This is a genomic window from Exiguobacterium sp. EF_C8, assembly GCF_054956715.1.
Map to the genome: position 1 here is coordinate 2,793,480 of NZ_CM143264.1, position 25,065 is coordinate 2,818,544.

The 25,065-nt window shown below is 48.9% G+C and carries 25 protein-coding genes; 6 read left to right on the plus strand and 19 right to left on the minus strand.

Annotation, left to right across the window (positions count from 1 at the left end; all coding sequences use genetic code 11):
* Positions 1–134 precede the first annotated feature (134 nt).
* From ACY2IG_RS14725 to ACY2IG_RS14735, 3 genes are all read left to right on the plus strand, one after another.
* Positions 135–1,505 carry a copper amine oxidase gene (locus tag ACY2IG_RS14725; protein WP_290788647.1) on the plus strand — a complete coding sequence of 457 codons (1,371 nt, stop codon included), beginning with the start codon at positions 135–137 and terminating at the stop codon, positions 1,503–1,505.
* A gap of 93 nt (positions 1,506–1,598) precedes the next feature.
* Complete coding sequence (locus ACY2IG_RS14730) at positions 1,599–2,531, plus strand: class F sortase (RefSeq protein ID WP_462618134.1); 933 nt, start codon at positions 1,599–1,601, stop codon at positions 2,529–2,531.
* Positions 2,528–2,650 carry a hypothetical protein gene (locus ACY2IG_RS14735; protein ID WP_462618135.1) on the plus strand — a complete coding sequence of 41 codons (123 nt, stop codon included), beginning with the start codon at positions 2,528–2,530 and terminating at the stop codon, positions 2,648–2,650. Before ACY2IG_RS14730 ends, ACY2IG_RS14735 begins: the two co-directional genes overlap by 4 nt.
* Before the next feature lie 100 nt (positions 2,651–2,750).
* Here the strand turns inward: ACY2IG_RS14735 and ACY2IG_RS14740 are convergent, their stop codons facing one another.
* Both ACY2IG_RS14740 and ACY2IG_RS14745 read right to left on the minus strand, forming a co-directional pair.
* Positions 2,751–3,074 carry a winged helix-turn-helix transcriptional regulator gene (locus ACY2IG_RS14740; protein ID WP_035410591.1) on the minus strand — a complete coding sequence of 108 codons (324 nt, stop codon included), beginning with the start codon at positions 3,072–3,074 and terminating at the stop codon, positions 2,751–2,753.
* A 66-nt stretch (positions 3,075–3,140) separates the two neighbouring features.
* Positions 3,141–4,298, minus strand: a complete 1,158-nt coding sequence (locus ACY2IG_RS14745) for an AI-2E family transporter (RefSeq protein ID WP_312450846.1) — start codon at positions 4,296–4,298, stop codon at positions 3,141–3,143.
* Between the two features lie 250 nt (positions 4,299–4,548).
* On the opposite strand from ACY2IG_RS14745, the gene ACY2IG_RS14750 reads away from it, so the two are divergent.
* Together ACY2IG_RS14750 and ACY2IG_RS14755 are read left to right on the plus strand one after the other, a co-directional pair.
* Positions 4,549–7,089: an ATP-binding protein gene (locus ACY2IG_RS14750; RefSeq protein ID WP_462618136.1), complete on the plus strand. Its 2,541-nt coding sequence runs from the start codon at positions 4,549–4,551 to the stop codon at positions 7,087–7,089.
* Positions 7,090–7,188: 99 nt separating this feature from the next.
* Positions 7,189–8,037 (plus strand): NAD(P)-dependent oxidoreductase, encoded by an 849-nt coding sequence (locus ACY2IG_RS14755; protein WP_462618137.1) that lies wholly within the window; start codon positions 7,189–7,191, stop codon positions 8,035–8,037.
* A 50-nt stretch (positions 8,038–8,087) separates the two neighbouring features.
* Here the strand turns inward: ACY2IG_RS14755 and ACY2IG_RS14760 are convergent, their stop codons facing one another.
* The 3 genes from ACY2IG_RS14760 to ACY2IG_RS14770 all read right to left on the minus strand — a co-directional run bounded on the left by ACY2IG_RS14760 (position 8,088) and on the right by ACY2IG_RS14770 (position 11,149).
* Complete coding sequence (locus tag ACY2IG_RS14760; protein WP_462618138.1) at positions 8,088–8,870, minus strand: flagellar hook-basal body protein; 783 nt, start codon at positions 8,868–8,870, stop codon at positions 8,088–8,090.
* A 12-nt stretch (positions 8,871–8,882) separates the two neighbouring features.
* Positions 8,883–9,671, minus strand: a complete 789-nt coding sequence (locus tag ACY2IG_RS14765) for a flagellar hook-basal body protein (protein WP_214852125.1) — start codon at positions 9,669–9,671, stop codon at positions 8,883–8,885.
* A 278-nt stretch (positions 9,672–9,949) separates the two neighbouring features.
* Complete coding sequence (locus tag ACY2IG_RS14770; protein ID WP_290752944.1) at positions 9,950–11,149, minus strand: multidrug efflux MFS transporter; 1,200 nt, start codon at positions 11,147–11,149, stop codon at positions 9,950–9,952.
* Between the two features lie 180 nt (positions 11,150–11,329).
* On the opposite strand from ACY2IG_RS14770, the gene ACY2IG_RS14775 reads away from it, so the two are divergent.
* Positions 11,330–12,199 (plus strand): hypothetical protein, encoded by an 870-nt coding sequence (locus ACY2IG_RS14775; RefSeq protein ID WP_462618139.1) that lies wholly within the window; start codon positions 11,330–11,332, stop codon positions 12,197–12,199.
* Positions 12,200–12,616: 417 nt separating this feature from the next.
* Here ACY2IG_RS14775 and mreB read toward each other — a convergent pair whose 3' ends face one another.
* The 14 genes from mreB to wecB all read right to left on the minus strand — a co-directional run bounded on the left by mreB (position 12,617) and on the right by wecB (position 24,982).
* The gene (mreB, locus tag ACY2IG_RS14780) at positions 12,617–13,597 is read right to left on the minus strand and encodes a rod shape-determining protein MreB (RefSeq protein ID WP_050676945.1); all 981 of its coding nucleotides are present in this window, start codon (positions 13,595–13,597) and stop codon (positions 12,617–12,619) included.
* A gap of 217 nt (positions 13,598–13,814) precedes the next feature.
* Positions 13,815–15,119 (minus strand): UDP-N-acetylglucosamine 1-carboxyvinyltransferase, encoded by a 1,305-nt coding sequence (gene murA, locus ACY2IG_RS14785; RefSeq protein ID WP_290752951.1) that lies wholly within the window; start codon positions 15,117–15,119, stop codon positions 13,815–13,817.
* Positions 15,120–15,370: 251 nt separating this feature from the next.
* Positions 15,371–15,604 (minus strand): DUF1146 domain-containing protein, encoded by a 234-nt coding sequence (locus ACY2IG_RS14790; protein WP_029342736.1) that lies wholly within the window; start codon positions 15,602–15,604, stop codon positions 15,371–15,373.
* A gap of 318 nt (positions 15,605–15,922) precedes the next feature.
* Positions 15,923–16,336, minus strand: a complete 414-nt coding sequence (locus ACY2IG_RS14795) for a F0F1 ATP synthase subunit epsilon (protein ID WP_023469493.1) — start codon at positions 16,334–16,336, stop codon at positions 15,923–15,925.
* Between the two features lie 26 nt (positions 16,337–16,362).
* Positions 16,363–17,781: a F0F1 ATP synthase subunit beta gene (atpD, locus tag ACY2IG_RS14800; protein WP_023469494.1), complete on the minus strand. Its 1,419-nt coding sequence runs from the start codon at positions 17,779–17,781 to the stop codon at positions 16,363–16,365.
* 36 nt (positions 17,782–17,817) lie between these two features.
* Entirely contained in the window at positions 17,818–18,669 is an 852-nt protein-coding gene (gene atpG / locus ACY2IG_RS14805) for an ATP synthase F1 subunit gamma (protein WP_035410620.1), read from the minus strand.
* A 42-nt stretch (positions 18,670–18,711) separates the two neighbouring features.
* Positions 18,712–20,220, minus strand: a complete 1,509-nt coding sequence (atpA, locus tag ACY2IG_RS14810; protein WP_023469496.1) for a F0F1 ATP synthase subunit alpha — start codon at positions 20,218–20,220, stop codon at positions 18,712–18,714.
* 19 nt (positions 20,221–20,239) lie between these two features.
* On the minus strand, positions 20,240–20,773 hold the full coding sequence (locus tag ACY2IG_RS14815; protein ID WP_023469497.1) for a F0F1 ATP synthase subunit delta: 534 nt from the start codon (positions 20,771–20,773) through the stop codon (positions 20,240–20,242).
* The gene (gene atpF, locus ACY2IG_RS14820) at positions 20,773–21,306 is read right to left on the minus strand and encodes a F0F1 ATP synthase subunit B (protein WP_035410626.1); all 534 of its coding nucleotides are present in this window, start codon (positions 21,304–21,306) and stop codon (positions 20,773–20,775) included. The genes ACY2IG_RS14815 and atpF overlap by 1 nt, the downstream gene beginning before the upstream one ends.
* A gap of 127 nt (positions 21,307–21,433) precedes the next feature.
* Entirely contained in the window at positions 21,434–21,646 is a 213-nt protein-coding gene (gene atpE, locus ACY2IG_RS14825; protein WP_023469499.1) for a F0F1 ATP synthase subunit C, read from the minus strand.
* A 75-nt stretch (positions 21,647–21,721) separates the two neighbouring features.
* Positions 21,722–22,465: a F0F1 ATP synthase subunit A gene (gene atpB, locus ACY2IG_RS14830; protein WP_035410629.1), complete on the minus strand. Its 744-nt coding sequence runs from the start codon at positions 22,463–22,465 to the stop codon at positions 21,722–21,724.
* Between the two features lie 8 nt (positions 22,466–22,473).
* Positions 22,474–22,860, minus strand: a complete 387-nt coding sequence (locus ACY2IG_RS14835) for an ATP synthase subunit I (RefSeq protein WP_035410631.1) — start codon at positions 22,858–22,860, stop codon at positions 22,474–22,476.
* Positions 22,857–23,075 (minus strand): AtpZ/AtpI family protein, encoded by a 219-nt coding sequence (locus ACY2IG_RS14840; RefSeq protein WP_023469502.1) that lies wholly within the window; start codon positions 23,073–23,075, stop codon positions 22,857–22,859. Before ACY2IG_RS14840 ends, ACY2IG_RS14835 begins: the two co-directional genes overlap by 4 nt.
* A gap of 773 nt (positions 23,076–23,848) precedes the next feature.
* Positions 23,849–24,982, minus strand: a complete 1,134-nt coding sequence (gene wecB, locus ACY2IG_RS14845; RefSeq protein ID WP_290752969.1) for a non-hydrolyzing UDP-N-acetylglucosamine 2-epimerase — start codon at positions 24,980–24,982, stop codon at positions 23,849–23,851.
* Positions 24,983–25,065: the final 83 nt, after the last annotated feature.

Genomic DNA, 25,065 nt, shown 5'->3' on the forward strand with positions numbered 1-25,065 from the left:
GAAACATCACTTCAACAGTCTTTTGAAAAAAATAAAACTTCATGCAATCCAAATCGACCAGTGATGCGTAAGCTATTCAGAACAGGCAAGAAACACCTACCAAATAAACCAAAAAATGAGAGGAATGATTTCAGATGAAACACACGAAAAAATTCGCAGCATCAGCAATGGCAGCAGCACTCGTACTACCAGGAACGGCAGCATTCGCTTCCGGTGGCGGAGAAGACATGAAACAAGATGCACCGAAAAACGTCACGGTCAAAACGAAAGCCGCTGACCTTCGTGCCACACTCGATCAATTACTCTCTGAGCACTTCGTTCTTGCCGTCATGGACATGAAGAAACAATATGACGGTTCAAAAGACGCACAGTACTACGAAGCAGCACTTAAACAAAACGCACTCGACATGACACCAGCAATCGCTTCTGTCTATGGTGATGAAGGCGCGAAACAATTCGAGAAGATCTTCGTTGCTCACAACAAATATACGACTGACCTCGTAAAAGCCGTAAAAGCGGACGACCAAGACGGTATCAACGCTTCGAAGAAAGAAACAGAAGAGTTCGTACAAGATCTCTCAAGCTTCCTCGATACAGCAACGGAAGGTAAACTCCCGAAAGCAGCAGCTGAAGAAGTCCTTCGTGCTCATGAGGCAGACGTCTACAAGACTTTCCAACAATACGCAGCGGGTGACTACGAAGGATCGTACAACACGTTCCGAGAAGGATACAGCCGTATGTATGACATCTCAAAAGCACTCTCTGTTGCGATCACAACACAGATGCCTGAGAAATTCGACAACACGAAAGCTGACTCAAAAGCAGCAGATCTCCGTTCAACACTCAACAGCCTCGCCGCTGAACACGTTGCTCTTGCAAACCTCAGCATGACTGCTGGCGTTGACCAAGCGAAAGACTACGATGCAGCAAACTGGGCTGAAGACATGCACACAGCTGACTTCAAAGCAGCCATCAAATCAATCTACGGTCAAGCCGGTGCCGATCAATTCGAACAAGTTTGGACGAAAAATCACATCGAAGCCCAAGCGAACCTTGTCACAGCAGCCGTCAACGACGACAAGAAATTGATGGGTGACGCGCAAGATATGCTCAAAATGTTCTCGAACGACTTCGGTGCATTCCTTGGTGCGGCTACAGAAGAAAACCTTCCAACAAAAGCAGCACAAGAAGCCGTATCCGGTCACGAGACGTACGTCCAAGATACATTCATGCAGTATGTGGAAGGCGACTACAAAGGTTCTGTCGACACATTCCGTGAGTCTTACGCTTACATGTACGGCGTAGGAGCTAACCTCGGTGATGCCATCGTCAAACAATCACCAGAGAAGTTCATGGATGGTACTCCAGGATCAATGCCGAACACAGGTAACGGTGGTATGAGCGATAGCAACAACACAGCTGCAACAACTGGTGCGATCGCAGTATTCGGTCTTGCACTTGGAGCAGTTGGTCTTGTCCTCGCACGTAAACGTCAAAACGCCTAAGAAATTGGGTATACTCCATAACAGGATAGCGATCCGCTATCCTGTTTTTTTACATAGAGGGAACACCTTCTCTCGGAAAGGAGCTACGCGCACATGAAACGTTGGTTATTACCGGCGAGCATCCTCTTGATGGTCGCATCGGTCGGAACATTGCTGTTCCTCTTGTTCGGTCAATCAAAGCCGGACACATCGAACATCACGCAAGGTGATCCCAAAACAGAATCCGCGGCCTCTTCCGAGACGAAGGAAGATCCGCTCAAGCCGTCAGAAATCTTTAAGAAGGAGTTCAAAGATCTCTCGACCACAGAGGTCGAGCTCCCAAAACAACTCTTCATTCCGAAACACGACATCAAGACGAAGGTCGAACAAGTCGGACTCGATCAAGACGGCGCCATGGCAACACCTAAAAATGAACAACAAGCCGGCTGGTATAAGTTCGGTCCCCGTCCAGGTGATGTCGGGAACGCCGTCATTGACGGGCATACCGATACGAAGACCGGTCCAGCTATCTTCTATAAACTGCATGAACTAAAAAAGGGCGATCCGGTCGAAGTGACGGACGCTTCCGGGCGTATGCTCGTCTTTCGTGTCAAAGAGCTCATCCAGTACGATCACTTAAAAGCACCACTGAAGAAAATCTTTGGTCCAGCTGATACGCGGAATTTGAACTTAATCACGTGTATCGGAACATACGATCAGAATCAAGGAACGTATGATAACCGCCTCGTCGTTTTCACGGAATTAGACGAAAAGGCATCAGATCCCGTCAAGACACCACCAAAACCTGTGACGAATATTCGGGTTAGCGGTGGATTCATCAACTGGTATGCCTCAACAGATGAGGATGTCGTCAAATACAACATCTATCAAGAGAAGGACGGAAAACGCAAAAAACTCGGTACAACGGAATCAATCGAGCGTAAAGCATTCCCGCTCCCTAAAGATGCAACAGGTCGTTTCGTCATCACGGCAGTCAGTAAAGCCGGAATCGAATCAGAGGATGCGTTCAGCGCCGTCCAAAAATGATAGCAGAGCAGGAACCAACGGATGATTTGGTTCCTGCTTTACTTTTATCTACTACTCTTCAAGTTCGTTCGCTCGTTCGTTCAGAAGCATTGAAGAAGACATGCATCGCCTTGTTTTGATCTGGTTCTTTACTCGTATGTCATTTTTATAGGAGTATCGCTTCAAAAAACGTAAAAAAAGACCTCTGAGCAGCTGCTCGGAGGTCTAGAATCCTGCTGTTTAATATCGGATGTGCTGTTTACTCCACCGGATCGATTCCGTGAATTGTCGAACGAGGTCTTCTGCCGGTGCCGTCAAATAATAGGCCAGTCCATGCACTTTTTCAGACATCTGCTGGATGACGAGTCCGTCTTCAATCAGCTCCTGCAGTTGCTCGAGGATTTGCCCGTGTGACTGATCAATTCGTTGCTCGAGTTCCCCGATCGTCAACGCTCCATCACGCAAGAGATAAATGATGCTCGACTTCAAACTGTTCTCGAAGTTGTGTTGAAATTTTTGTAACGCCAGTAGATCGGCTTGTTCTTCGGTATGACGTGAATCCATCTGATTCTTGCCCCCTTCTCTTAGCTACCTCTTCAGTATGACGCACTTTTACATGAATTTCAAAACTCAATCGCGCTCAGTGATGATCGTATCGAACGTCTTTTCTTCCTCCGTGATGACCATCTTCTTCTGCGATCGGAGGTGATAGAGACGACGGATGTTTAGAATGACGACCTTCATGACAGCGTAGAACGGTACACCTAGCAAGACTCCGAAGAAACCAGCGATGTTCCCCGCGACAAGCAAGACGATGATGATCGTCAACGGATGGACATCGAGTGTCTTCCCTTGCACGAGTGGTGACATGATGTGCGAATCGATCTGTTGCGCGACCGTCATGACGATGATCGCATAAATCGCAAGGATCGGATCCTGGATGAACCCGACGATCAGTGCTGGAATGACACCGAGGACCGGACCGAGAAACGGAATAATATTCGTCAGCGTCGCAAATAAGGCGAGTAACAACGCATAATCGATTCCGATGATGAGATATCCGATATAGGCGATGATCCCGACACCAATACTGACGATGACTTGCCCGCGGATGTAGCTCATGATCGTCACGTGGACGTCCCCGAGGATTTTTTGCGTTTCCTTATGGTACTCATACGGCATCAGCTTAACGAGATTGCCTTTAAGCTTATCACCGTCAAGCAGCATATAGATCAACATGATTGGAATGATGATGATCGTCACGACCGCTGTCGTCAGGACACTGACGAACCCACCGACACCCGTACCGATGTTCTTCAGGAACGTCGATGCGTATTCCGAGATGTTCCCTGAGAACTTATTGAACAAGTTATCTGGTCCTGATAGGAAGCGTGAAAAGGCTGCACTGTTTTCGAGTTGATCCCGGACGTCAATCAATTGGCGCTGGAACTGTGTCGCGAGCGTCGGTATCGAATTGACGAACTGCGTGACCTGCTCCGACAACATCGGACCAAAGATGAAGCCGAGTGTCGTTAAAATACCGATTAAACCGACGAGCACGATTAAGACAGCAGGTCGCCGCTTCATCTTTTTCTCGAGCAACTCGACGATTGGCAACAGGACATAGTAGAGAATCCCAGCGATTGCAAGGGGTGGTACGACCATTTGAAGCAGAATTGCGATCGGTCGGAACAGGAACGTAACATGATCGCCAATCCAGACGATGATGAGCAATGTCATGACCCACCATGCGAATCGATACCATTTATTTTCAAACATTTTTTGCATCTGACCACTTCCCTACTTAAAATGATGAAGTTCAATATCTTCTATGGTTTTTCCTTAAAACATTGCTTCTTAATCCTTATTCTTAAAAAATGTATCATTTAATATCAATTAACAAATATATGATATATTTGTTTTAGTGGTTTTTGCAGATTCAAATTTGCCGAGACCTTTAAAACTACGTAAGATGAATATATTCGGCATTTAAGCAATCTTTTTCATACATGTAAAACAGAATACGGAGGATACCCCAGTGAAATGGATTAATCGTACCATCGGTCGTCAATTGATGTTCGCCTTCTATATGGTGTTCGTCGCTCTTAGCATCACGTCTGCGATCGTCTATTTCTATACGGAACAGAAGATCGATCAAGCCAATGCAACATTTGATGATTTACGTGAACGGCGGACGAATGCGAATGCACTCGCGAACGAATGGACCGTCGCGCAAAGTAACGTCAAATCTTACTTATTGACTGGTTCACAGGAAACACTTGATCAGGTGAAGACGAATCAGCAGGAAATCAATCGTCTGACGACGTGGTTCGAAAAGTATGCAATTTATGAGCAAGGGAAAGAATATGCGACAGCGACTCGTCGCATTTATGACGATTATTTCGGCACATCGCTTCCACTTCTCAACGAATACGTCGAAGGAAAAAAGGACGGGAAGATCAATGAAGACTTTGTGACTCCTGACACGCTCGCTGCTCTTTCCAACGGGAAAGACTTGTTCACCAAAAATGGGACGTTACGCGGATCGGTCAGCTTATCAGAAGCAGACGTCGACATGACACGGATTGATACGTTGCTTTCAGATTATCTGACGTTGATCGAAAAGAAGGAAGTGGACGCGAAAAACGATCTCTTAAGCGAGATGCGTGTCGCGCAGTTCATCTGGCTGTCGAATCTCGTCGTCTTGATTCTCGTCCTCTTATCTCTCGTGCGTCCGTTCATCAGTCGCGTCACGAAACAGGTTAATACGCTATCCCACGACAGTGCTCTACTTGCATCAGGGGAAGACATTCAAGCAATTCCGTTACCGAAACGTAAGGACGAATTGCATACGCTAACGGCATCGTTCAATCAGATGGCAGCGTCGATTGCGGATAACAAGGTCCATATGCTTGCGAAGAACGAAGAACTCCAAGCGCAACAGGAAGAACTCGTCGCGCAGCAAGAAGAATTGCAAGCGCAGCAGGAAGAACTCGAAGAAGCACTTGATATCACGCTTCGTAGTGAACAACACCTCAAGTATCGTAACGAACTGACTGAGACGCTTGCTTCTCGTGAGACGTTGACGGCTTATCCGGAAATCATCGAGAAACTCGTCTCGATCACGCATTCTGAAATCGGCGCCCTCTTGTTCCTCGATCAACAGGAAGTCCGCTCGACGATCGATTACGGGATGACAGAAGAGATGGTCGGTCGCCTCGTCTCTGATGATCAGTCACTCCTGCACCGGGCACGTCTTCTGAAGCGTCCTGTGCACTCATCGAAACAGGTAGCGCACGAAAGCCCGCTTCCGTACCCGTACTATATGTATGAAGTCGCGGTTCCGGTCCTTGATCCGTCAAAAGAGCATATGATCGCCTGCATCTATCTCGTTCGTTATCGTGATGCCTTCACGACCGAGCAGATGAGCGACATCTTGTCGTTCTCGCATCAATTGTCGCTCTCCCTCCTACGGATGGGGATCTATGAAGAAATGATTCGCGAGAAGAACAAGACGACGCAACTATTGAACTCGATTCGGGAAGCTGTCGTCTACATCGAACATGAGACGGATGAGTTGCTCGTCAACGAACCCCTCATGACGTTGTTTCCGGAAGTCCCGACAACGTTCGAAGACGAAGAACGCTCTGCCTTCGAACAAGCGATGCAGGCACTCGCTGACATCATTGACGAACCGGCAGCGTTCGAACGTTACATTGAACAGATCGTCGAACTCGATTTACCGAAAGACAGCTTGATCGTCTCGATCCGCAAGCATAGTACTTACATCCAGATCTACGCTGAGAAAATCGAGGTCGATGGCCTGTGGGTCGGTACGATGCTCGTTCTCCGCGACGTGACGAAAGAAACGGAAGCCGAGCGGATGAAGGAAGAGTTCGTCTCGACCGTCTCGCATGAGTTACGGACACCGCTCTCTTCGATCTATGGCTTCACGGAGCTGATGCTCAACAAACGGTTCGAGGAGGAACGGCAACGGAAGTACCTCCAAACGATCCACTCCGAGACCGGTCGCCTGACGACACTCGTCAACGACTTCCTCGACGTCCAGCGCATGGAGTCGAGTGAACACCGGTATGAGATGACGACGTTTGATGTCGTCGAACTTGCTCAGGACTTGATCGAGTTCTATGATGTCTCGCATGAGACGCATACGATTGATTTTGAGGCCCGTGGACCGATCATGATTGACGGGGATGCGGAAAAGATGAAACAGTTGCTGAACAACCTGCTCAGCAACGCCGTCAAGTACTCGCCGAGCGGTGGTACAGTCTTGATACGGATTACAAATGAACTTGGTTTCGCTCAAATCCGTATCCAAGATGAAGGCATCGGGATTCCGCAAGATGCCCTTCCAAAATTGTTCGATAAGTTCTATCGTGTCGATAACTCCGAGACACGCAAAATTGGCGGAACCGGTCTTGGTCTATCAATCTGTAAGGAGATCGTCAAGCACCACAACGGAACGATTGATGTCGAATCTGTCGTTGGTGTCGGATCGACCTTTACGATTCGTTTCCCGATCGCCGTCATCTCGACCATCCTCACGTATGAAGATTAATCACGCGACCGTTCACATCATGTGGACGGTCTTTTTTTCGTTAGATTTGGCGAAGCGCGGGGTATAGTCAAAAGCGCATCATGATAAGGAGGAATCGACATGCAACTCGGATGGATTGGCTTAGGACATATGGGTGTACCGATGGCAAAACGTTTAATTGATGGCGGTCATGATTTGCTCGTCTATAATCGGACGTATGAAAAGACTGCTCCGTTGACAGAATTAGGAGCAACAGCTGTCAAAGAAGTACAGGACGTAGTACGTCAGAGCGACATTCTCTTCGTCATGTTAGCGGACGGACCTGCCGTCGCGTCCGTTCTCGAAAGTATCCAAGAGAACCTCACCGGTAAGACGATCGTTAACTTAAGTACAATCTCCCCAGAAGAAACGAAGGAGATGGCTCGTCTCGTCGAAAAGAATGACGGAACGTATCTAGAATCGCCTGTCTCGGGCTCCGTTCCGGTCGCAGAAAACGGTCAGCTCGTCCTGCTTGCCGGTGGTGACGTGAACGTCGTCGCGACTTGTCAGCCGTATCTTGACCTACTTGGTAAGGAAACGATTCATTTTGGACCACATGGCTCAGGCAGTGCGGCGAAACTCGCCGTCAATTTATTGCTCGCTGTCGTCGGTCAAGGGGTCGCGGAGACATTACTGCTCGGAGAAGGTGCCGGGCTCGAAAAAGAGAAGCTGATCCAGATGATCAGTGCTTCCGGGATGAACACTCCCCTCTTCAGCGGTAAACGTGACATGTACCGGAAGAACGACTTCCCGTCTGCTTTCCCGCTCCGTCTGATGGCAAAGGATCTTGGACTCATCACGGCAGAAGCGAGACGACAAAAGCTTGAGCTACCCCTTGCGCAAGCAACGGACGCTAGCTACACTGATGCGAAACCCGCTTACGGCGACGCGGACATGGCTGCGATCTATCTTGCGTTACAGGAAAAATAATGAAAAGGGTGATACCTCTCTTGCGAGAAGCATCACCCTTTTGTGATGTTTTATTTCAGTGACGTGACGATCCCCATCATCTGATCACTCGTCATCAACGCTTTCGAGTTAAACTGATACGCCCGCTGGAGTTGCGTCAAGTTCGTCATCTCAAGCGCCATATCGACGTTCGATGTCTCAAGCCGACCGACCGTCAACGGATTCCCTGTCGCATTCTGGTATTGTCCGGTTGCTGTGAACAAGCCACCCCCGACTTCCGTCAGCTCTCCGTAGTTCGGGATGTTCGCGACACCCACTCGAGCGAGGACACGACGATCCCCGTTTAAGATGCCGGTGATGTTGCCGTCCTTGTTCAGTTCAATCTCGGTCGCGTTCGCCGGTAAGACGATTGGATCATTCGCCTGGTTGATGACGGAGCGCCCGGCATCGTCCGTCAACAGAACTTGTCCGTTCGCTTGCGGCGACAACTGGAAGTTTCCTTCCCGCGTAAACTTCGTCACGCCATCCGTATCGATGACACCGAAGAAATGGTGCGGGTTTCCGAGTGCCGCATCGAGTTTTCGATCCGTCGTCCGGAATGTTCCGACGCCAAAACGTGTCGCTTCGTTCGCGACATAACCACCAACGCCGAGTCGAAGACCCTCTGGCGTCGTCAAGGGACCTGGTGTGAAGCCTGTCGCTTGGTTATTGATGTTACGGACGAGCAGTTCATTGAACTGAGCATCCCGCCGTTTATAGCCGTTCGTATCCACATTGGCAAGGTTTTGCCCGGTCGTATCAAGCTGTTTTTGCAATTGTCCCATCGTACTTGCGGATGTATAGATTGATTGCATCATATCCTCCTATTAGCGAACGCGTCCGATTTCGGAAACAGCTTTTTCCGCTGTCCGGTCGTACGCTTGAATGACTTTTTGATTGGCTTCGAACTGACGCAGACCAGCATTCATCTCCGCCATCGTCTGTTCAATCTCGACATTTCCGAGTTCGAGTACACCTTGATCGACTCGGACGTTTCCGGCATTCAATGGATTGGTTGACCGGAATAGACCATTTCCTGTCCGTTCGAGCGTCTCCGGTTGATCTGTTACGACGAGACCAAGGTTTCCGATCGCTTGACCATTTCCATCCGTGACGGCTCCGTCCGCGTCGACTTTGAAGTCCTCGTTAACGACGTCGAGTGGTTGTCCGTTCGTATCAAGAACGAGATCATTTTCTGTCGTCCGGAGTAGCCCGTCTTGTCCGACGGCGAACTGTCCGTTCGTCGTATAAAGCGTCTCTTCCTCTCCTGTCAACGGATCCCGGTGACGAATCGTGAACAGCGGTGCTCCTTCAAGTGAACTGATTTGTAGATCGGTCGCATTGCCTGTCTCCGTGATCGAACCTTGCGTGAAGTTCGGGGTCGCTGCCTGCATGAAGACACCGGTCGCGAGTTTCCCGACCGTCGCGACTCCTCGCACACCCGTCCGTTCATTGTTTGCTGTCTGCTGGATCAGCATCTCCGGAAACGTCCGGAGTGACGCTTGATCAGCGCGGAAGCCCGGCGTCCGCGCATTCGCCAAGTTGTTACTGAGCATTTCCTGTTGACGTTGTAATGCCTGCATCGCATTCGACGCCGTGTACATTCCTCGTAGCATGCGTTCATCTCCTCATTGACTTCATGTTCAATTCTTTCCTTTCAGTATATCGGTCGACCGAAGAGGAATTATGAGCTTTTTTGAACAAAACGGTAATATTCAGCAGAGATGCATCGAAAGACCTACCTAAATTCCATAAGCCACTTTTTAATAGCTTGTATATTAAAAATTTACAAATTTTGTTATACTTTAGATAATAATTTAAAGATACTTAAGGTGAATCCTATGAAAAAAAGCTTCCGTTCCCCAAACACAGTCTAGGAAATGGAAGCTTCTCATTAGTTATTCGGATTTTTCTTTAAAACAGCCGTTTGTGTTCGCTCTAGCACCGCATTCGTGATGACGATCAAGCCAGTAAAGAGGAACAGCGCTTCAAAACCAAAGTGACCGGCAATCTGTCCACCTGCGAGTGGTCCGAGGAAGTTCCCCATGAACTGCGCGGACTGGTTATACCCAAAGATCCGTCCCGATGCGTTCGCTGGCGTATTCTTCCGTAACAAGGTTTGGACAGATGGCAGTAGTGCTGCTGTCGCAAAACCGATTCCCATCCGTAAGACGATCAATTGACTTGTATCCGTGACGAATGCTTGCGGAATCAAGAAAGCTGCAAAGACGAGTAACGCAAAGAATAAGACACGCTCAGCGCCAATCTTATCGGATAGACGACCGAGTCGTTGCGCCGCAATCAAGGCTGCAATCCCAGGTGCTGACGCGACAATACCGGATAGTAACGCAAGACGTTCTGTACCGGGACTGAGTTCCCGAACATACAGCGACAGAATCGGACTAATCGATTGTGCCGCGAACTGAATCAGGAACGTCGTCAAGAAAAGGCTTAAAATGAGTTCCGGATGGCGAAGTGACTGGATGATTTCTTTCGCAGACGCCATCTTTTTGACTTCCAGTGGGACAAATTCTTCTTTGACGAAGAAGTAGGTCACGAGGAAGGTGATGAAGAGCGGAACGCTCGTAAAGAGAAAAACGGGTCGAAGCCCAACAACGTCGGCGAGGAATCCTCCAATGAGAGGTCCTAGCAATCCACCGGCAATCCCACCGGTCGACAGGGTGCCGAGCGCCCAGCCACTTTTCTCTTTTGGGGTTTGGGAAGCAACCATTGTAATTCCGGCTGAGATGAATCCGGAGACGGCTCCCATGACAAGACGTAAGAACACAAGTTGATACACATCTTGGACGAAACTGATCAAGAACATGACGATCGACATACCAAGACTTGCTCGGAGTAGCATGAGCTTACGCCCTTTTCGATCGGCAAGACGTCCCCAAATCGGTGAGACGATCGCAGCGACGAGGAAGGTAGCACCAAAGGCGATCCCGGACCACGTCGTAATATCTTGTCGGCCGTCGACACCGAGCTCTTCAATGAATAAGGGCAAAAACGGTAAAACGAGACTAAGAGCGGCGGCAGTCAAAAAACTACCGAACCAGACGACTACTAAATTTCTTTTCCACAATGGCATTGTGGCATCACTTCCTTTTATTTGACAATTCGTTTCAATATAACAACTTTCAATATACACTTCACAATGTGAAATGTCTAGGATTTGAACTGTCAAAGTGTAGAACAGGACCTTTGATGCATATAAGTGAATGCGCAACGACCGATAGTAAGGTAATCCACACGAAGGAGTGAAATTGAAATGAAACGCTTTTTGATTAGCGTAGTCTGCCTATCGTTGCTTCAATTCGGACTACCACTCAAGAGTTCAGCTGCCGTTTCCGTCACTCGTCACACGGTCATCTGGTCCATCCCAGAGGCCAACTCCATTTCAACGAAGATCAATCAGCTGGCAAACAGACAGATGAAACGTGTCTATCTGCATGTCGCTGTCGAGGGTGACCGTACTCTCTACCGAACATTCGTTGAAAAAGCGCATGCTGTCGGAATCGAAGTCTACTTTCTGTTCGGACAGCCGCGCTGGATTACAAACGAAGGAACGACAGCTCGACCGAACGTCGAGGATCCGTTAGCCTGGATCTCGACCTATCAGCAGGAGACGATCAGTCATCCGGACGGTATCAGTGTCGATCTCGAACCGTACGCCTTACCGGAATGGGAGACGGACCAGCCAGGAGTCATCGCCTCCTACGAACGCATCTTACTCGCCTTCCGCGAAAAAGCATCTGCTGAAGGATTACCGCTGCAACTGTTCCTCCCGTTCTGGTTCCACACCGTACAGGATGCAGGCGGGCGTTCCCTCAGCGAGTGGGCAATGGATCTCGCTGACGAAGTCACATTGATGAGTTACCGGACCGCTTACGGTGGCGGTAACGGACTTGGCGCCATCACGATGACGGATGCACTGTATGCGGCGAGTAACGGATATCGTTTATCGTATGCCATCGAATTCACGGAGCTTCCGGAAACACCAGACATTACGTTCTACGGCAAAACACGGACGCAGCTGAATCAGCTCGTTAATCAGACGATGGCAAGTTCGTTGCCACCAAGTGCCATTGTCTATCACGATTTTGAAGCGTACCAGGCTTTCATGCGTAGTACGCAGTAAGTCATCTTTATGCCCCTTTGCTTTTTATCCGCTTTCCTCAGGCGAGACACAAGCCAGTCTTCACTGTTCGTATAACAGTGAACCTGGGTCTTGTTTGTCTCTGACAGCGCAAAAATTTGCACTTTTTCCTGTAGGAGTCGGATGAAGCACAAGGAGGCACATAATCATTTAGTACCATGACATTATGGACTAAGCATTATGTTTAAAACAAGGGGAGTCCAGTTTCCGATACGTACTTCGGAAACTGGACTCCCTATTGGTTTGATTCATATCGAACGAACGTGTCCATTCCCGACTCCTGCAGGAAAAGAAAGTGCAAGTAGCACTTTCGTCAGGGATAGGTAAGCGAGAAGGACAAGACGGTCGTTATAGGAATGAATTTTTACGAAAAATCATATCTTTTACGCTGACACGCTCTTACTTCCCAAGATTGTCGAGCATGATCCCTGTACCGCGTGCGACACATAACATCGGATCTTCTGCAATCAGAACCGGTAGGCCGAGTTCTTTTGCAAGTAACTGGTCGATTCCGTCAAGAAGTGCGCCCCCACCCGTCAGGATGATGCCACGGTCGATGATGTCCGCTGCAAGCTCTGGTGGTGTCTTCTCGAGCACACGCTTCGTTGCTTCGACGATCTCCATTGCTGCTTCTGCAAGTGCATCGTGCATCTCTTCTGATGTCACCGTAATGTTGTGCGGTAAGCCTGTCACGAGATTACGTCCGCGAATATCCATCTGTTCACGACGTCCGTCTTCTGAGACCGTCGCGACCGTCGTCTTGACAGCTTGCGCTGTTCGTTCCCCGATGATCAACTTATGCGTATCCTTGATCGAGCGGATGATGTCGTGATCAAACCGGTCACCTGCGACTTTAATCGTTTCACCACAAACGATATCACCCATTGAAAGGACGGCAACATCCGTCGTTCCGCCACCGATATCAATGACCATGTGCCCTGCTGGCATCCAAATGTCCATACCGGCACCGACTGCTGCGACCTTCGGCTCGACTTCGAGGAAGACCGTCTTCGCGCCTGATTTTTCACCAGCTTGGCGAATCGCTTTTGCTTCGACCGTCGTGATGCTTGCTGGTGTACAAATCAACATGCGGACTCCACCGAACATCTTACGGACCTCAATCTTATCGATGAAATGGCGTAGCATCGCTTCTGTCATTTCGAAATCAGCAATGACGCCGTCTTGAAGCGGTCGAATGGCCACAATGTTTCCCGGTGTTCGGCCCACCATCAAGTGTGCTTCTGTCCCTACCGCATGAATCTTGCCTGTCGCCTTATCGATCGCGACGACCGATGGCTCATCGAGGACAATGCCTCTACCTTTTACATGAATGACGACATTCGCCGTCCCTAAGTCGATTCCGATATCTCTTGAAAACATCTCGTGTGCTCTCCTTTACCCACTGGCTATTCTTCCAAAATATAGAACGTCGTTTGGACGTCTAACCCATTTATGTATACATACCTTTCAATTCTAGCATATGCCCCATCGTGAAACGACTTTCTTTTTCGGCTTTTCTGATTTCATTGTCATCTTTTTAAAAAGAAGACAAAAAGAGCATTCCCCCGAAAACGAGAGAATGCTCTTGAATGAGTGCTTAAAGTTTTGTTGCAGCTGTTTCTTCAACGACTGCCGCTTCTTCTGTCACACGTTCTACGTCTGCACCAAGTGCTTGTAACTTCAAGTGGAAGTCGACGTATCCACGGTCGATGTGGTGAAGTGCGCCAACGCGTGTTTCGCCTTCAGCAATCAATCCTGCTGTGACGAGTGCCGCACCTGAGCGAAGATCTGTTGAAAGCACTTCTGCGCCTTGTAATTGAACGCCGCCATTGATGATCGATGAACGACCTTCGATTTTGATATCCGCGTTCATGCGACGGAATTCTTCGACGTGCATGAAGCGGTTCTCGAAGACTGTTTCCGTAATGACCGATGTGCCACCTGCTTTGAGAACAAGTGCCATCATTTGTGCTTGAACATCTGTCGGGAACCCTGGGTGTGGCATTGTCTTGACGTCGACTGCTTCGAGTTTCGCTGGACCGACGACACGGAGACCTTCTTCTGTATCCGTGATCTTAACGCCCATCTCTTCCATCTTCGAGATGAGTGGACGAAGGTGTTCACGTTCTGCACCGATGACTTCGACGTCACCTTCTGTGATTGCTGCTGCGATCATGAACGTACCTGCTTCAATCCGGTCCGGAATGACGTAGTGTGTTGCACCATGTAACTTCTCGACGCCTTCGATGCGGATCGTTTCTGTACCTGCACCGCGGACTTTTGCGCCCATTGCGTTCAAGAAGTTCGCAAGATCAACGATTTCTGGTTCTTTTGCGACGTTCTCAATCACTGTCGTTCCTTCTGCGAGTGTCGCAGCCATCATGATGTTTTCTGTCGCACCGACTGATGGGAAGTCGAGGTAGATTTTCGCACCTTTGAGACGACCGTCAACATGTGCTTCAACGAATCCATTTCCGATGATCGTCTTCGCGCCCATCGCTTCGAAGCCTTTTAGGTGAAGATCGATTGGACGTGAACCAATCGCACAGCCACCTGGCATCGCAACACGTGCGCGACCGAGACGTGCAAGTAATGGACCCATGACGAGGATCGAAGCCCGCATCTTACGGACGTATTCGAGTGGCGCTTCATCTTTAAGATTCGGTTCGGCATTGACCGTCACCGTATTTGCTTCAGCGTCGAACTCGACTTCCGCATTCAAGTTGCGTAAGACGTTATTGATTGTATAGACGTCTGCTAGACGTGGTACGTTTTGAAGAACCGATTGGCCCTCTGATGCAAGCAATGTCGCGACGAGTGTTTTTAAGACCGCGTTCTTTGCACCTTCTACTTTGACTGTTCCAGCTAATTTACGTCCGCCACGGACAACGATTTTTTCCATTCTCCCTACTCCTCTGCTTCGTTTCTGTTCTAGTATGTTCAATTCGTGATTGGTGAGGATCATAGTTGGAATTCAACGAATGTTAGAAAAGAAACTTCCCTATAGTTGATCTCTTACTCCAAAGCCAATACGACGTTTCGATTGTAATGTTAGATGATTGCTAAATGACTGTGTTCCTTCATTGAAAGAGCAGTGTCCTGTTCCATGTTAAAACAAATTACCATTTCAGGGTTTACAATGCAGTTACAAGTTCACCCAATTAAAAACTGAAGACGCTGTGCAAAACCGGCATAATCCAATAAAAAGCGAGCGACGATCGATCCGAGTGCAATGGCTAGAATCGTTCGCAAGGCTACCGCATGCGGTCCTTTAGGATGTTGCAGGATTTTCTCCCATTTGACTGGTAATAAGGACCACCAAGCGAGTAGAATCGCTACGATGTAGACCAGCATACTAACTAACGCACTCACACCAATAGATGTCACTTTCGTTGCACCTCTTCTTCATAGTTTCTCCAACTTTACTATGATTTCATAAAATGAATGATTGCGCAAACAAAAAAGAACACGCTGAATTAATTTTAGCGTATAAAATATATTTATTGAAGATAAATTTAGTCTTCCAAAGAAAAAATGTTGAAGAAATTGTGAAGACGAGGCATATAATGTACTTTTACATTTTTACGGCGTTTTAAACCTGTATCGTTCTCCCTCTTGCGAAAACGTTTGTCTTTAGAAAAATCATTGACGTATCGTACAAAAAAAAGACCCGATTCCGCAAAGGAATTCGGGTCTTTGGTCGAATCAATCGCGACCGTAGTCTTTCAAGCTGAGACGGTTAACTGCTCGTTTCAGTGAAAGTTCAGCACGTTTGAATTCGAGTTCTGATAATTTCGTGTCCTGGAGACGACGTTCTGCACGAACCTTCGCAGCTGCAGCACGGTCATAGTCGACCTTGTCTGCTTGCTCCGCAGTTTCCGCAAGAACCGTTACAGTATCCTGGCGCACTTCCATAAAGCCACCGCTGATAGCGATCAACGTGCGTCCGCCATCTTCGTGGCGCAACTTCAAGATGCTGATATCGAGTGGTGTCACGAGTGGGACGTGGTGCGGGAGAACCCCGATCTCACCAGAAATCGTCTTCGCAACGACCATACGGATATCGCCATCATACACTTCGCCATCCGGGGTGACGATATTGACATGAAGTGTGTTCATCTCAAGTCCCCCTTATGCTTTGTCACTTAGACAAGCGCCTTCGCTTTTTCAATCGCATCTTCGATCGGACCGACGAGACGGAATGCTTCTTCCGTTAGATCATCGTGTTTACCTTCGAGGATTTCTTTGAAGCCGCGGATCGTGTCCTTAACTGGGACGTACGATCCTTTTTGTCCTGTGAACTGCTCAGCTACGTGGAAGTTCTGCGACAAGAAGAACTGGATACGACGCGCACGGTGTACAGTCAATTTGTCGTCTTCTGACAACTCGTCCATACCGAGGATCGCGATGATATCTTGAAGTTCTTTATAACGCTGAAGTGTTTCCTGAACTTGACGTGCAACACCGTAGTGCTCTTCGCCGACGATTTCCGGTGAAAGGGCGCGTGATGTCGATGCAAGTGGATCCACGGCAGGATAGATCCCCATCTCAGAGAGACGGCGCTCAAGGTTCGTCGTTGCATCTAAGTGAGCAAACGTCGTTGCAGGAGCCGGGTCAGTATAGTCATCGGCTGGTACATAAACCGCTTGGATCGATGTAACCGAACCTTTGTTTGTTGATGTGATTCGCTCTTGGAGCATACCCATCTCTGTTGCGAGTGTCGGCTGGTAACCAACGGCAGATGGCATACGACCGAGAAGGGCCGATACCTCAGAACCCGCTTGTGTGTAACGGAAGATGTTATCAACGAAGAGAAGAACGTCTTGTCCTTGCTCATCACGGAAGTATTCTGCCATCGTCAAACCAGTCAAGGCAACACGGAGACGTGCACCCGGTGGTTCGTTCATCTGACCGAAGACCATCGCTGTTTGTTTGATAACGCCTGAATCCGTCATCTCGTGGAATAAGTCATTTCCTTCACGCGTCCGCTCACCAACACCTGCGAATACCGAGATACCGCTGTGCTCTTGCGCGATGTTGTTGATCAATTCCTGGATGAGGACGGTCTTACCTACACCGGCACCACCGAAGAGACCGATCTTACCACCCTTGATGTAAGGAGCGAGCAAGTCGACGACTTTGATTCCAGTCTCGAGGATTTCAACTTTCGTTGAAAGGTTATCGAAAGTCGGTGCTTTTTTGTGGATCGGAAGACGTTCCACGTCAGCAGCGATTTCTTTTTCATCAATTGGGTTACCGAGTACGTTGAAGACGCGACCAAGTGTCGCTTCTCCGACGGGTACCGAGATTGGAGCATTCGTATCGAGTACTTCCATTCCACGGCGTACTCCATCCGTAGAGTCCATCGCAATGGTACGGACGACGTCGTCACCAAGGTGCAGGGCGACCTCAAGCGTCAAGTCGATAGCCACTTCTTCTACAGTTTGCGGCGTATATTGAATACGAAGCGCGTTGTAGATGTTCGGTAAGTGTCCTTCGAACTTAACGTCGATGACAGGTCCCATGACCGCGACGACGCGGCCTTTTAAACCGAGTTCGTTCATCGTGTTTCCTCCTACCTATCGTTACGCCAGTCGGGATTACTGCTGCGCAGCAGCCCCACTGACGATCTCTGTGATTTCTTGCGTGATCGCAGCTTGTCGAGCTCGGTTGTAGACGAGAGTCAATCGACCGATCAAGTCATCTGCGTTATCTGTCGCACTTTGCATTGCTGTCATACGTGACGCATGTTCTGCTACTTTCGCGTCAAGAAGCGCACCGAAGATCAAGCTCTCCGCATAACGCGGGAGGAGTTCAGCAAGGATTTGTTCCTCGCTTGGCTCGTACTCATAAGTCGTCGAAGATGAAGCTTCGATTTCTCCGAGTGGGAGAAGGGTTTCGACTTTCACTTCCTGGCTGATGACAGATAGGAAGTGGTTGTAGCACAGCTTGAGCTCGTCGATTTCGCCGACCGTGAACGCACTCACTGTACGCTTCACGATCTCAGCGACGTCGACATACGAAGGAGAATCGTTCAAACCTGTGATCGCATCCGTGACCGTGATTCCGCGCGAACGGAAGAACTGGACACCGACTTTACCGACCACGAAGAGAACGTAACTGTCCGTAGTATGCTTTTCTTTGATTTCCCGGTAGACTTCACGCAGCACGTTGGCGTTATATGCACCAGCTAAGCCGCGATCCGATGTGATGACGATATATCCTGTCTTTTTGACGGGACGTTTCTCGAGCATCGGATGGCTCGCACCTGTCGTGCCATTCGCAATGGTTCCGAGTACCTCTTGCATTTTCAGCATGTAAGGTTGGAACTTCGCGCTATGTGCTTGAGCGCGGTTCAGTTTCGACGCCGAAACCATGTTCATCGCTTTCGTGATCTGTTTCGTACTTTTCGTCGAGTTGATCCGCGTTTGTATCTCGCGCAACGATGCCATTTCGATTCACCACCTTGTTAGTATCAAGAGCGTTCCGCCGGATTAGACCGTCGCTTGGAACGTTTTCTTAAATTCTGAGATTGCTGCTACGATCTCTTCGTCTGCTGGAAGGTTACCTGTCTTACGGATCTCATCGCAAAGTTGTTTGCGGTTTTGATCGAGCCAGAGGTTGAGTTCCTTTTCAAAACGACGAATATCCGTTACAGCAACATCATCAAGGTGACCACGAGTCAAGGCATAGATGATGATGACTTGCTTATCGACAGTAAGGGGTTGGTTCAAGTCTTGTTTCAAGACTTCAACTGTCCGCTCACCACGGTTAAGCTTCGACTGAGTCGCTTTATCAAGGTCAGATCCGAACTGAGCGAATGCTTCAAGCTCACGGTAAGATGCGAGGTCAAGACGGAGCGTACCCGCTACCTTCTTCATCGCTTTTACTTGAGCCGAACCACCTACACGCGATACCGAGAGACCCGGGTTGATCGCGGGACGGACACCTGAGAAGAAGAGATCCGATTGAAGGAAGATTTGACCATCCGTGATCGAGATAACGTTCGTCGGGATATAAGCTGAGATATCCGACGCTTGTGTCTCGATGAACGGAAGGGCAGTCAAGCTACCTGCGCCAAGCTCGTCGTTCAACTTCGCCGCACGCTCAAGAAGGCGTGAGTGGAGGTAGAAGACATCCCCTGGGTAAGCTTCGCGGCCTGGTGGGCGTTTCAAGAGAAGTGAAAGCTCACGGTAAGCAGCTGCTTGTTTTGAAAGATCATCATAGATGACAAGAACGTGTTTGCCTTGGTCCATGAAGTGTTCACCCATCGCGACACCTGCGAATGGTGCGAGGTAAAGAAGTGGAGCCGGCTGTGAAGCCGCTGCCGAAACGACGATCGTGTAATCGAGGGCACCGTTTTTACGGAGCGTCTCGACGACGCCACGGACTGTTGATTCTTTTTGTCCGATTGCGACGTAGATACAGATCATGTTTTCTTCTTTTTGGTTGATGATCGTATCGATTGCGATCGACGTCTTACCCGTCTGACGGTCACCGATGATCAACTCACGCTGTCCACGACCGATTGGAACGAGGGCATCGATCGCCTTGATTCCTGTCTGAAGTGGTTCGTGTACCGATTTACGCGCCATGACGCCAGACGCCTTACGCTCGATCGGGTTGTAGTGTTCTGTTTCGATTGGACCAAGACCATCGATTGGCATACCGAGCGGGTTGACGACACGTCCGAGGAGTGCGTCTCCAGTTGGTACTTCCATGATGCGGCCCGTACGGCGAACAGAGTCGCCTTCTTTGATTTCAAGGTAGTCACCGAGGATGATGATACCGACGTTGCCTTCTTCTAAGTTTTGCGCCAAGCCCATTGTGCCGTTAGCGAATTCTACGAGCTCTCCCGACATGACGTTGTCGAGTCCGTGTGCACGAGCGATACCATCACCGATTTGGATGACCGTACCTGTCTCGTTCACTTCCATCGTAGAACCGTACTGCGCGATACGCGCTTTAAGCAGGGCGCTGATTTCTTCAGCTCTAATGCTCATGCGTTTCACCCCTATTTTCTTACGCTTTTAACAGCTCACGCTCAAGGCGCGTTAGTTTAGTTTCGATCGTACCGTCATATGTCGTGTAACCGATTTGAACGCGAAGTCCTCCGATGACACTCGTGTCGACGACGTTCTCGACTTCAAGCGTTTTACCTGATTTTTGGCCAAACGTCTCTTTCACTTTCGTGAGTTCCTCGTCTGACAATTTGTATGCACTCGTGACGATTGCCGTCGCGACATTGCGGTGTTCATTCAACAATGCAATGAAGTGTTCCGGTAACGTGACGATTTCTGCTGCCCGGTCGTTTTCGACCATGACGAGCAACGTGTTCAAGACGATCGAGTTGAAGCCAGTGAAGCTTGTTTGAAGAACTTGCTTGAGCTCTTCAGCAGAAATCGATGGGTTATCTAAAACCGAAGCGAGCTCTGGTGTTGCGTGGAGCACTTCGCCGAGCGTCCGCACATCAGCTTCTGCTTGCTCGAGCACATGGTGCTCAAGCGCAAGATCGAAGAGCGCTTTTGCGTAGCGTCCCGCTACGTGATCACGCATTAGTTCGTGCCCTTAGTATCAGCAAGGAATTGATCGACGAGTGCCTTTTGAGCGGCCTCGTCCGTCGCAAGCTGTGTTTTCATGACGTGGCGTGCTGCAGCGATTGCTTGAAGAGCGACATCGTTCTTCAAAGCAGCTTGTGCTTCAGCGCGTTCACGTTCGATCGCACGGCGAGCTTCTTCCTTACTCATTTCGGATTCAAGACGTGCCTGCTCCATCGCACGTGCTTGCTCTGCTTCTGCCTGACGGCGTGATGCTTCTAAAAGGTCGCGTGCTTCCGTACGCGCCTTGTTTAATTCTTCGCGTTGTTGTTCTACGTAGACTTCAGCGTCTTTACGGCTCTTTTCAGCCGAGTTGATCTCGCTAGCCACATGCTCTTCCCGCGCTTTCATCATGTTGACGAGCGGGCCCCATGCGAATTTCTTCAAGAGGATGAGGAGCAAGAGGAAAACGACGATCGTGACGATCATGTTGGCGATAAGAGGCTTACTTGCTTCCGCAACGCCCTCTGCCGCAAGATACGTTAGATTCATTCGATTACACTCCCCTCGTGGTTGGTTCAACTTCAATATCTACATAAGGGAGCCTAAGCTCCCGTGACGGTTCACTCAAACGTTGAACGAATAGCGCCCTATGTAGTCCGTTCTCGTTAATCGTGGATTAAGAGTTGAGAAGAAGGAAACCGACCGCTACACCGATGATTGGAAGTGCCTCAACAAGACCGATACCGATGAACATTGTTTGACGAAGTTCGTTTTTGAGTTCTGGCTGACGTGCTTGACCTAATACTGTACCGTTTACGATAAGACCGTTACCGATACCTGCGCCGAGTGCGCCGAGTCCGATGATGATCGCTGTTGCAATAAGATTCATGATAAATTGCCTCCCTAGAGTATGTTCATTGATTTGTCGTGCTGTTATCGGAAAAGCGGATGCTTTACCTTCGAATTAATGGTCGTGCGCTGCCTTATGTCCGATGTAAACCATCGTCAGGATAAGGAAGATGTACGCTTGGATACCACCGATGAAGAGTGAGAATCCTTGCCAGATCAACATCGGGATACCCGAGATGATCGCGCCGATTGGTCCGAGGAATTGGAAATCGTTCGTACCAGAGACGATACCGATCGAAAGAATGATTCCGATCATGATCTCACCAGCGAAGATGTTTCCGTAAAGACGAAGACCGAGCGTCAACGTGTTTGCAAACTCCTCGATGATGGTAATGATAAACATCGGCGTCATGAATGTTTTCGCATAAGCACCGAAGCCGCGCATCTTCACACCGTAGTAATGGCTCATGACCACTACCATAGATGAAAGTGCCAGTGTCACGTAAGGATCTGCAGTTGGTGAGTTGAACCAAATGTAGTGTCCCGTCACGACGTTGAATGGAAGACCCATGATGTTGGACACAAGGATGAACAGGAATAATGTCATTCCGAACGTAAGGAAGCGACCCCCTGTTTTCCAGTCCATCGTGCTGCTGATGATACCGCGAACGAATTCGAGGAACATCTCCATCACGTTTTGAGCACCGGTTGGCTTCATCACAAGACGTCGCGTACCGGCCACGGCAATCAAGAAGACGAGAGCAGCAGCAATCAATACTGTGATCAAGTTCGTCCAGCTACCGTACAGAACGAAGTCACCCCAGAGTGGGATTTCGTAAAGTGGCATTTCGTGGTTCATTTGACTATTCACCTCTTTTCCCGCTTGAGTTCGTGAGTCAAGAACTCACAAAATTGTATGACGTGGCCGGCGAGAAGGCCTATTACCACCGCAGTTAATGACAATTCAGTTTGATATTTCAAACCGATCATCACACAAAGTACCGCGACCGCCATGCGTGAAACGGTCCCACGAGACATCGGCTTACGCCCCGTCTCGATTACACGATACATCCGATCGACGCTGAGTCGTTGAAGCGTCAAGATCAGAAAGCTGCCAGTTCCACCAAGCGCCAGTCCATAAATGACCGATTCACTCGGGCGTCCGATGAGCAGCAGGACAGCCAGGATCCCGTAAAAGAGTCCAAACCATCGTAAGTACGCACGATACAACGCATCTTGAAGGATGATGTTCATGTCTTCTCCCCTAACAAGTGCCTGATCATGGCGATCATGCAAAGAATGCCGATGAAAATCCCGATGAACACGGCGAACGTCGCACCCATTTTTTCCCACCATTGTTGTTGTTCCCCATAGTTCCCAACCAAAAAGCCAATGACGATCGGTGCAGCCAGTGCCGTCGAAATTTGCGAGGCCATGACCATACTCTTCGCGAGCCCACTTTGGCGCACTAGAGACGACCCCCTTTTTTCCCAATTGTGAGTTCTTTTTCTTTCCCACAATTTGCGGATTTTCATACTAGTCAAGAATACAATGAAGCAGCTTTCATAGTCAAATGAATTCACAATAAAAACAGAGCCGAAAAACCTATACATATCAACGATTGATAAGGTTTTCACAGATGTCTTACATGCAAGTCATTTCACGAAGATGTGAAGAAAATATGTAGTGCTATCAACGGTTAAAGAGATTGTTCATATGGTGAACAAAACCGTTGAACAGTAACGTTATATCGTGTCCGTTAAACCGAAACAAGACCTCTAAAATTGATTTGTGTCGATTTTGTGAAAAAACATTTTTCGTTCACAATTGAAAACGCTTCCTAATCAGGACATAAAAACAGCTCTGACATCTGTTTGTAACAATACATTTCAGCGATTTCCATTTTTTTAATCGTGCGCTACGTCACAGCTTGAATCGTCATCGCTTCCCTTCCAGTTTCAAGGTCATCTGGTTTTACATTTTCTAAACAAATGGGCTGATTTTAGTGGAAATGGTAAGATTTAAAGATATTATCCTCCTAAATCAACTATTGCGATTACACGAAATTCAAGACATAACAAAGAATCGCTCACATCACGCGACTCCTACAGGAAAAAGCACGAGTTTTCGTGCTGTCAGAGACAAGTGAGATCCGACTCCTCGTCTAAAGACGAAGGAGGCGCGGCTCACGTCTCGCTTGAGGAAAGCAAGTGAATGCAAGCGATTCGAGGATGATCGTTTTTTATTGCGTGAGTAACGGTGCCGGTGCTTCTCCTTGACCGAAGTGATGCAGAATCGCTTGGACGATGCGTTCGGACGCGTGACCGTCTCCATACGGGTTTGAAGCATGCGCCATCTCCTGATAAAGTGTTTTGTTCGTCAAGAGTTCTGTTGCCATCTGATAGATCGTCTCTTCTTCCGTTCCGGCAAGCTTCAACGTTCCGGCAGTAATCCCTTCCGGACGTTCCGTCGTATCGCGTAAGACAAGAACAGGAACACCGAGTGATGGTGCTTCTTCTTGTACGCCACCCGAGTCAGTTAAGATCAAATGGGCACGGCTCGCGAAGTTATGAAAATCGAAGACGTCGAGTGGAGCAATCAACGAAATCCGATCATGCCCTTCAAAAACCTTCTTCGCTGCTTCTTGAACGACTGGATTGAGGTGGACCGGATAGACGACGTGCGTCTCCGGGAACGCATCGACGAGGCGACGAATCGCCCGGAACATTTGGTGCATTTTCTCGCCTTGGTTCTCACGACGGTGCGCTGTCATCAAGATCAACTTCCGGTCCCCGACCGTCTCGAGCATCGGGTGGACGTAATCCGATTGGACGGTCGTTTGCAGGGCATCGATCGCCGTGTTTCCTGTGACGTAGACACCAGCGTGACGATTTTCGGATGCGAGATTCGCTGCCGCTTGCGCTGTCGGAGCGAAATGTAAGTCCGCGAGCGTCGACGTCAACTGACGATTGACCTCTTCCGGGAACGGAGAGTACTTATTATAGGTCCGCAGTCCCGCCTCGACGTGACCGACCGCGATCTGATTGTAATAAGCAGCAAGGCTTCCAACGAACGTCGTCGTCGTGTCCCCATGGACGAGGACGAGATCCGGTTTGATGTCCTTCATGATGGCATCAAGTCCTTCAAGACCACGCGTCGTAATGTCGACGAGTGTTTGACGTTGCTTCATGATATTCAAATCATGATCCGGTTCGATCTCAAACAGATCGAGCACTTGATCGAGCATCTCGCGGTGTTGGGCAGTGATCGTAACATGAACATCAAAAGCAGGGTGTTGCTTTAGGGCGTTGACGAGCGGTGCCATCTTGATGGCTTCCGGTCGTGTCCCGAAAATCGGCATGACTGTAATCGGCATGGTGACTTCCTCCTTTTTTCCTTTTTTCATTAAAGCATATTTCAGCAATCTTGCGCAGTTTACGAAATAGCAACGAAAAGACC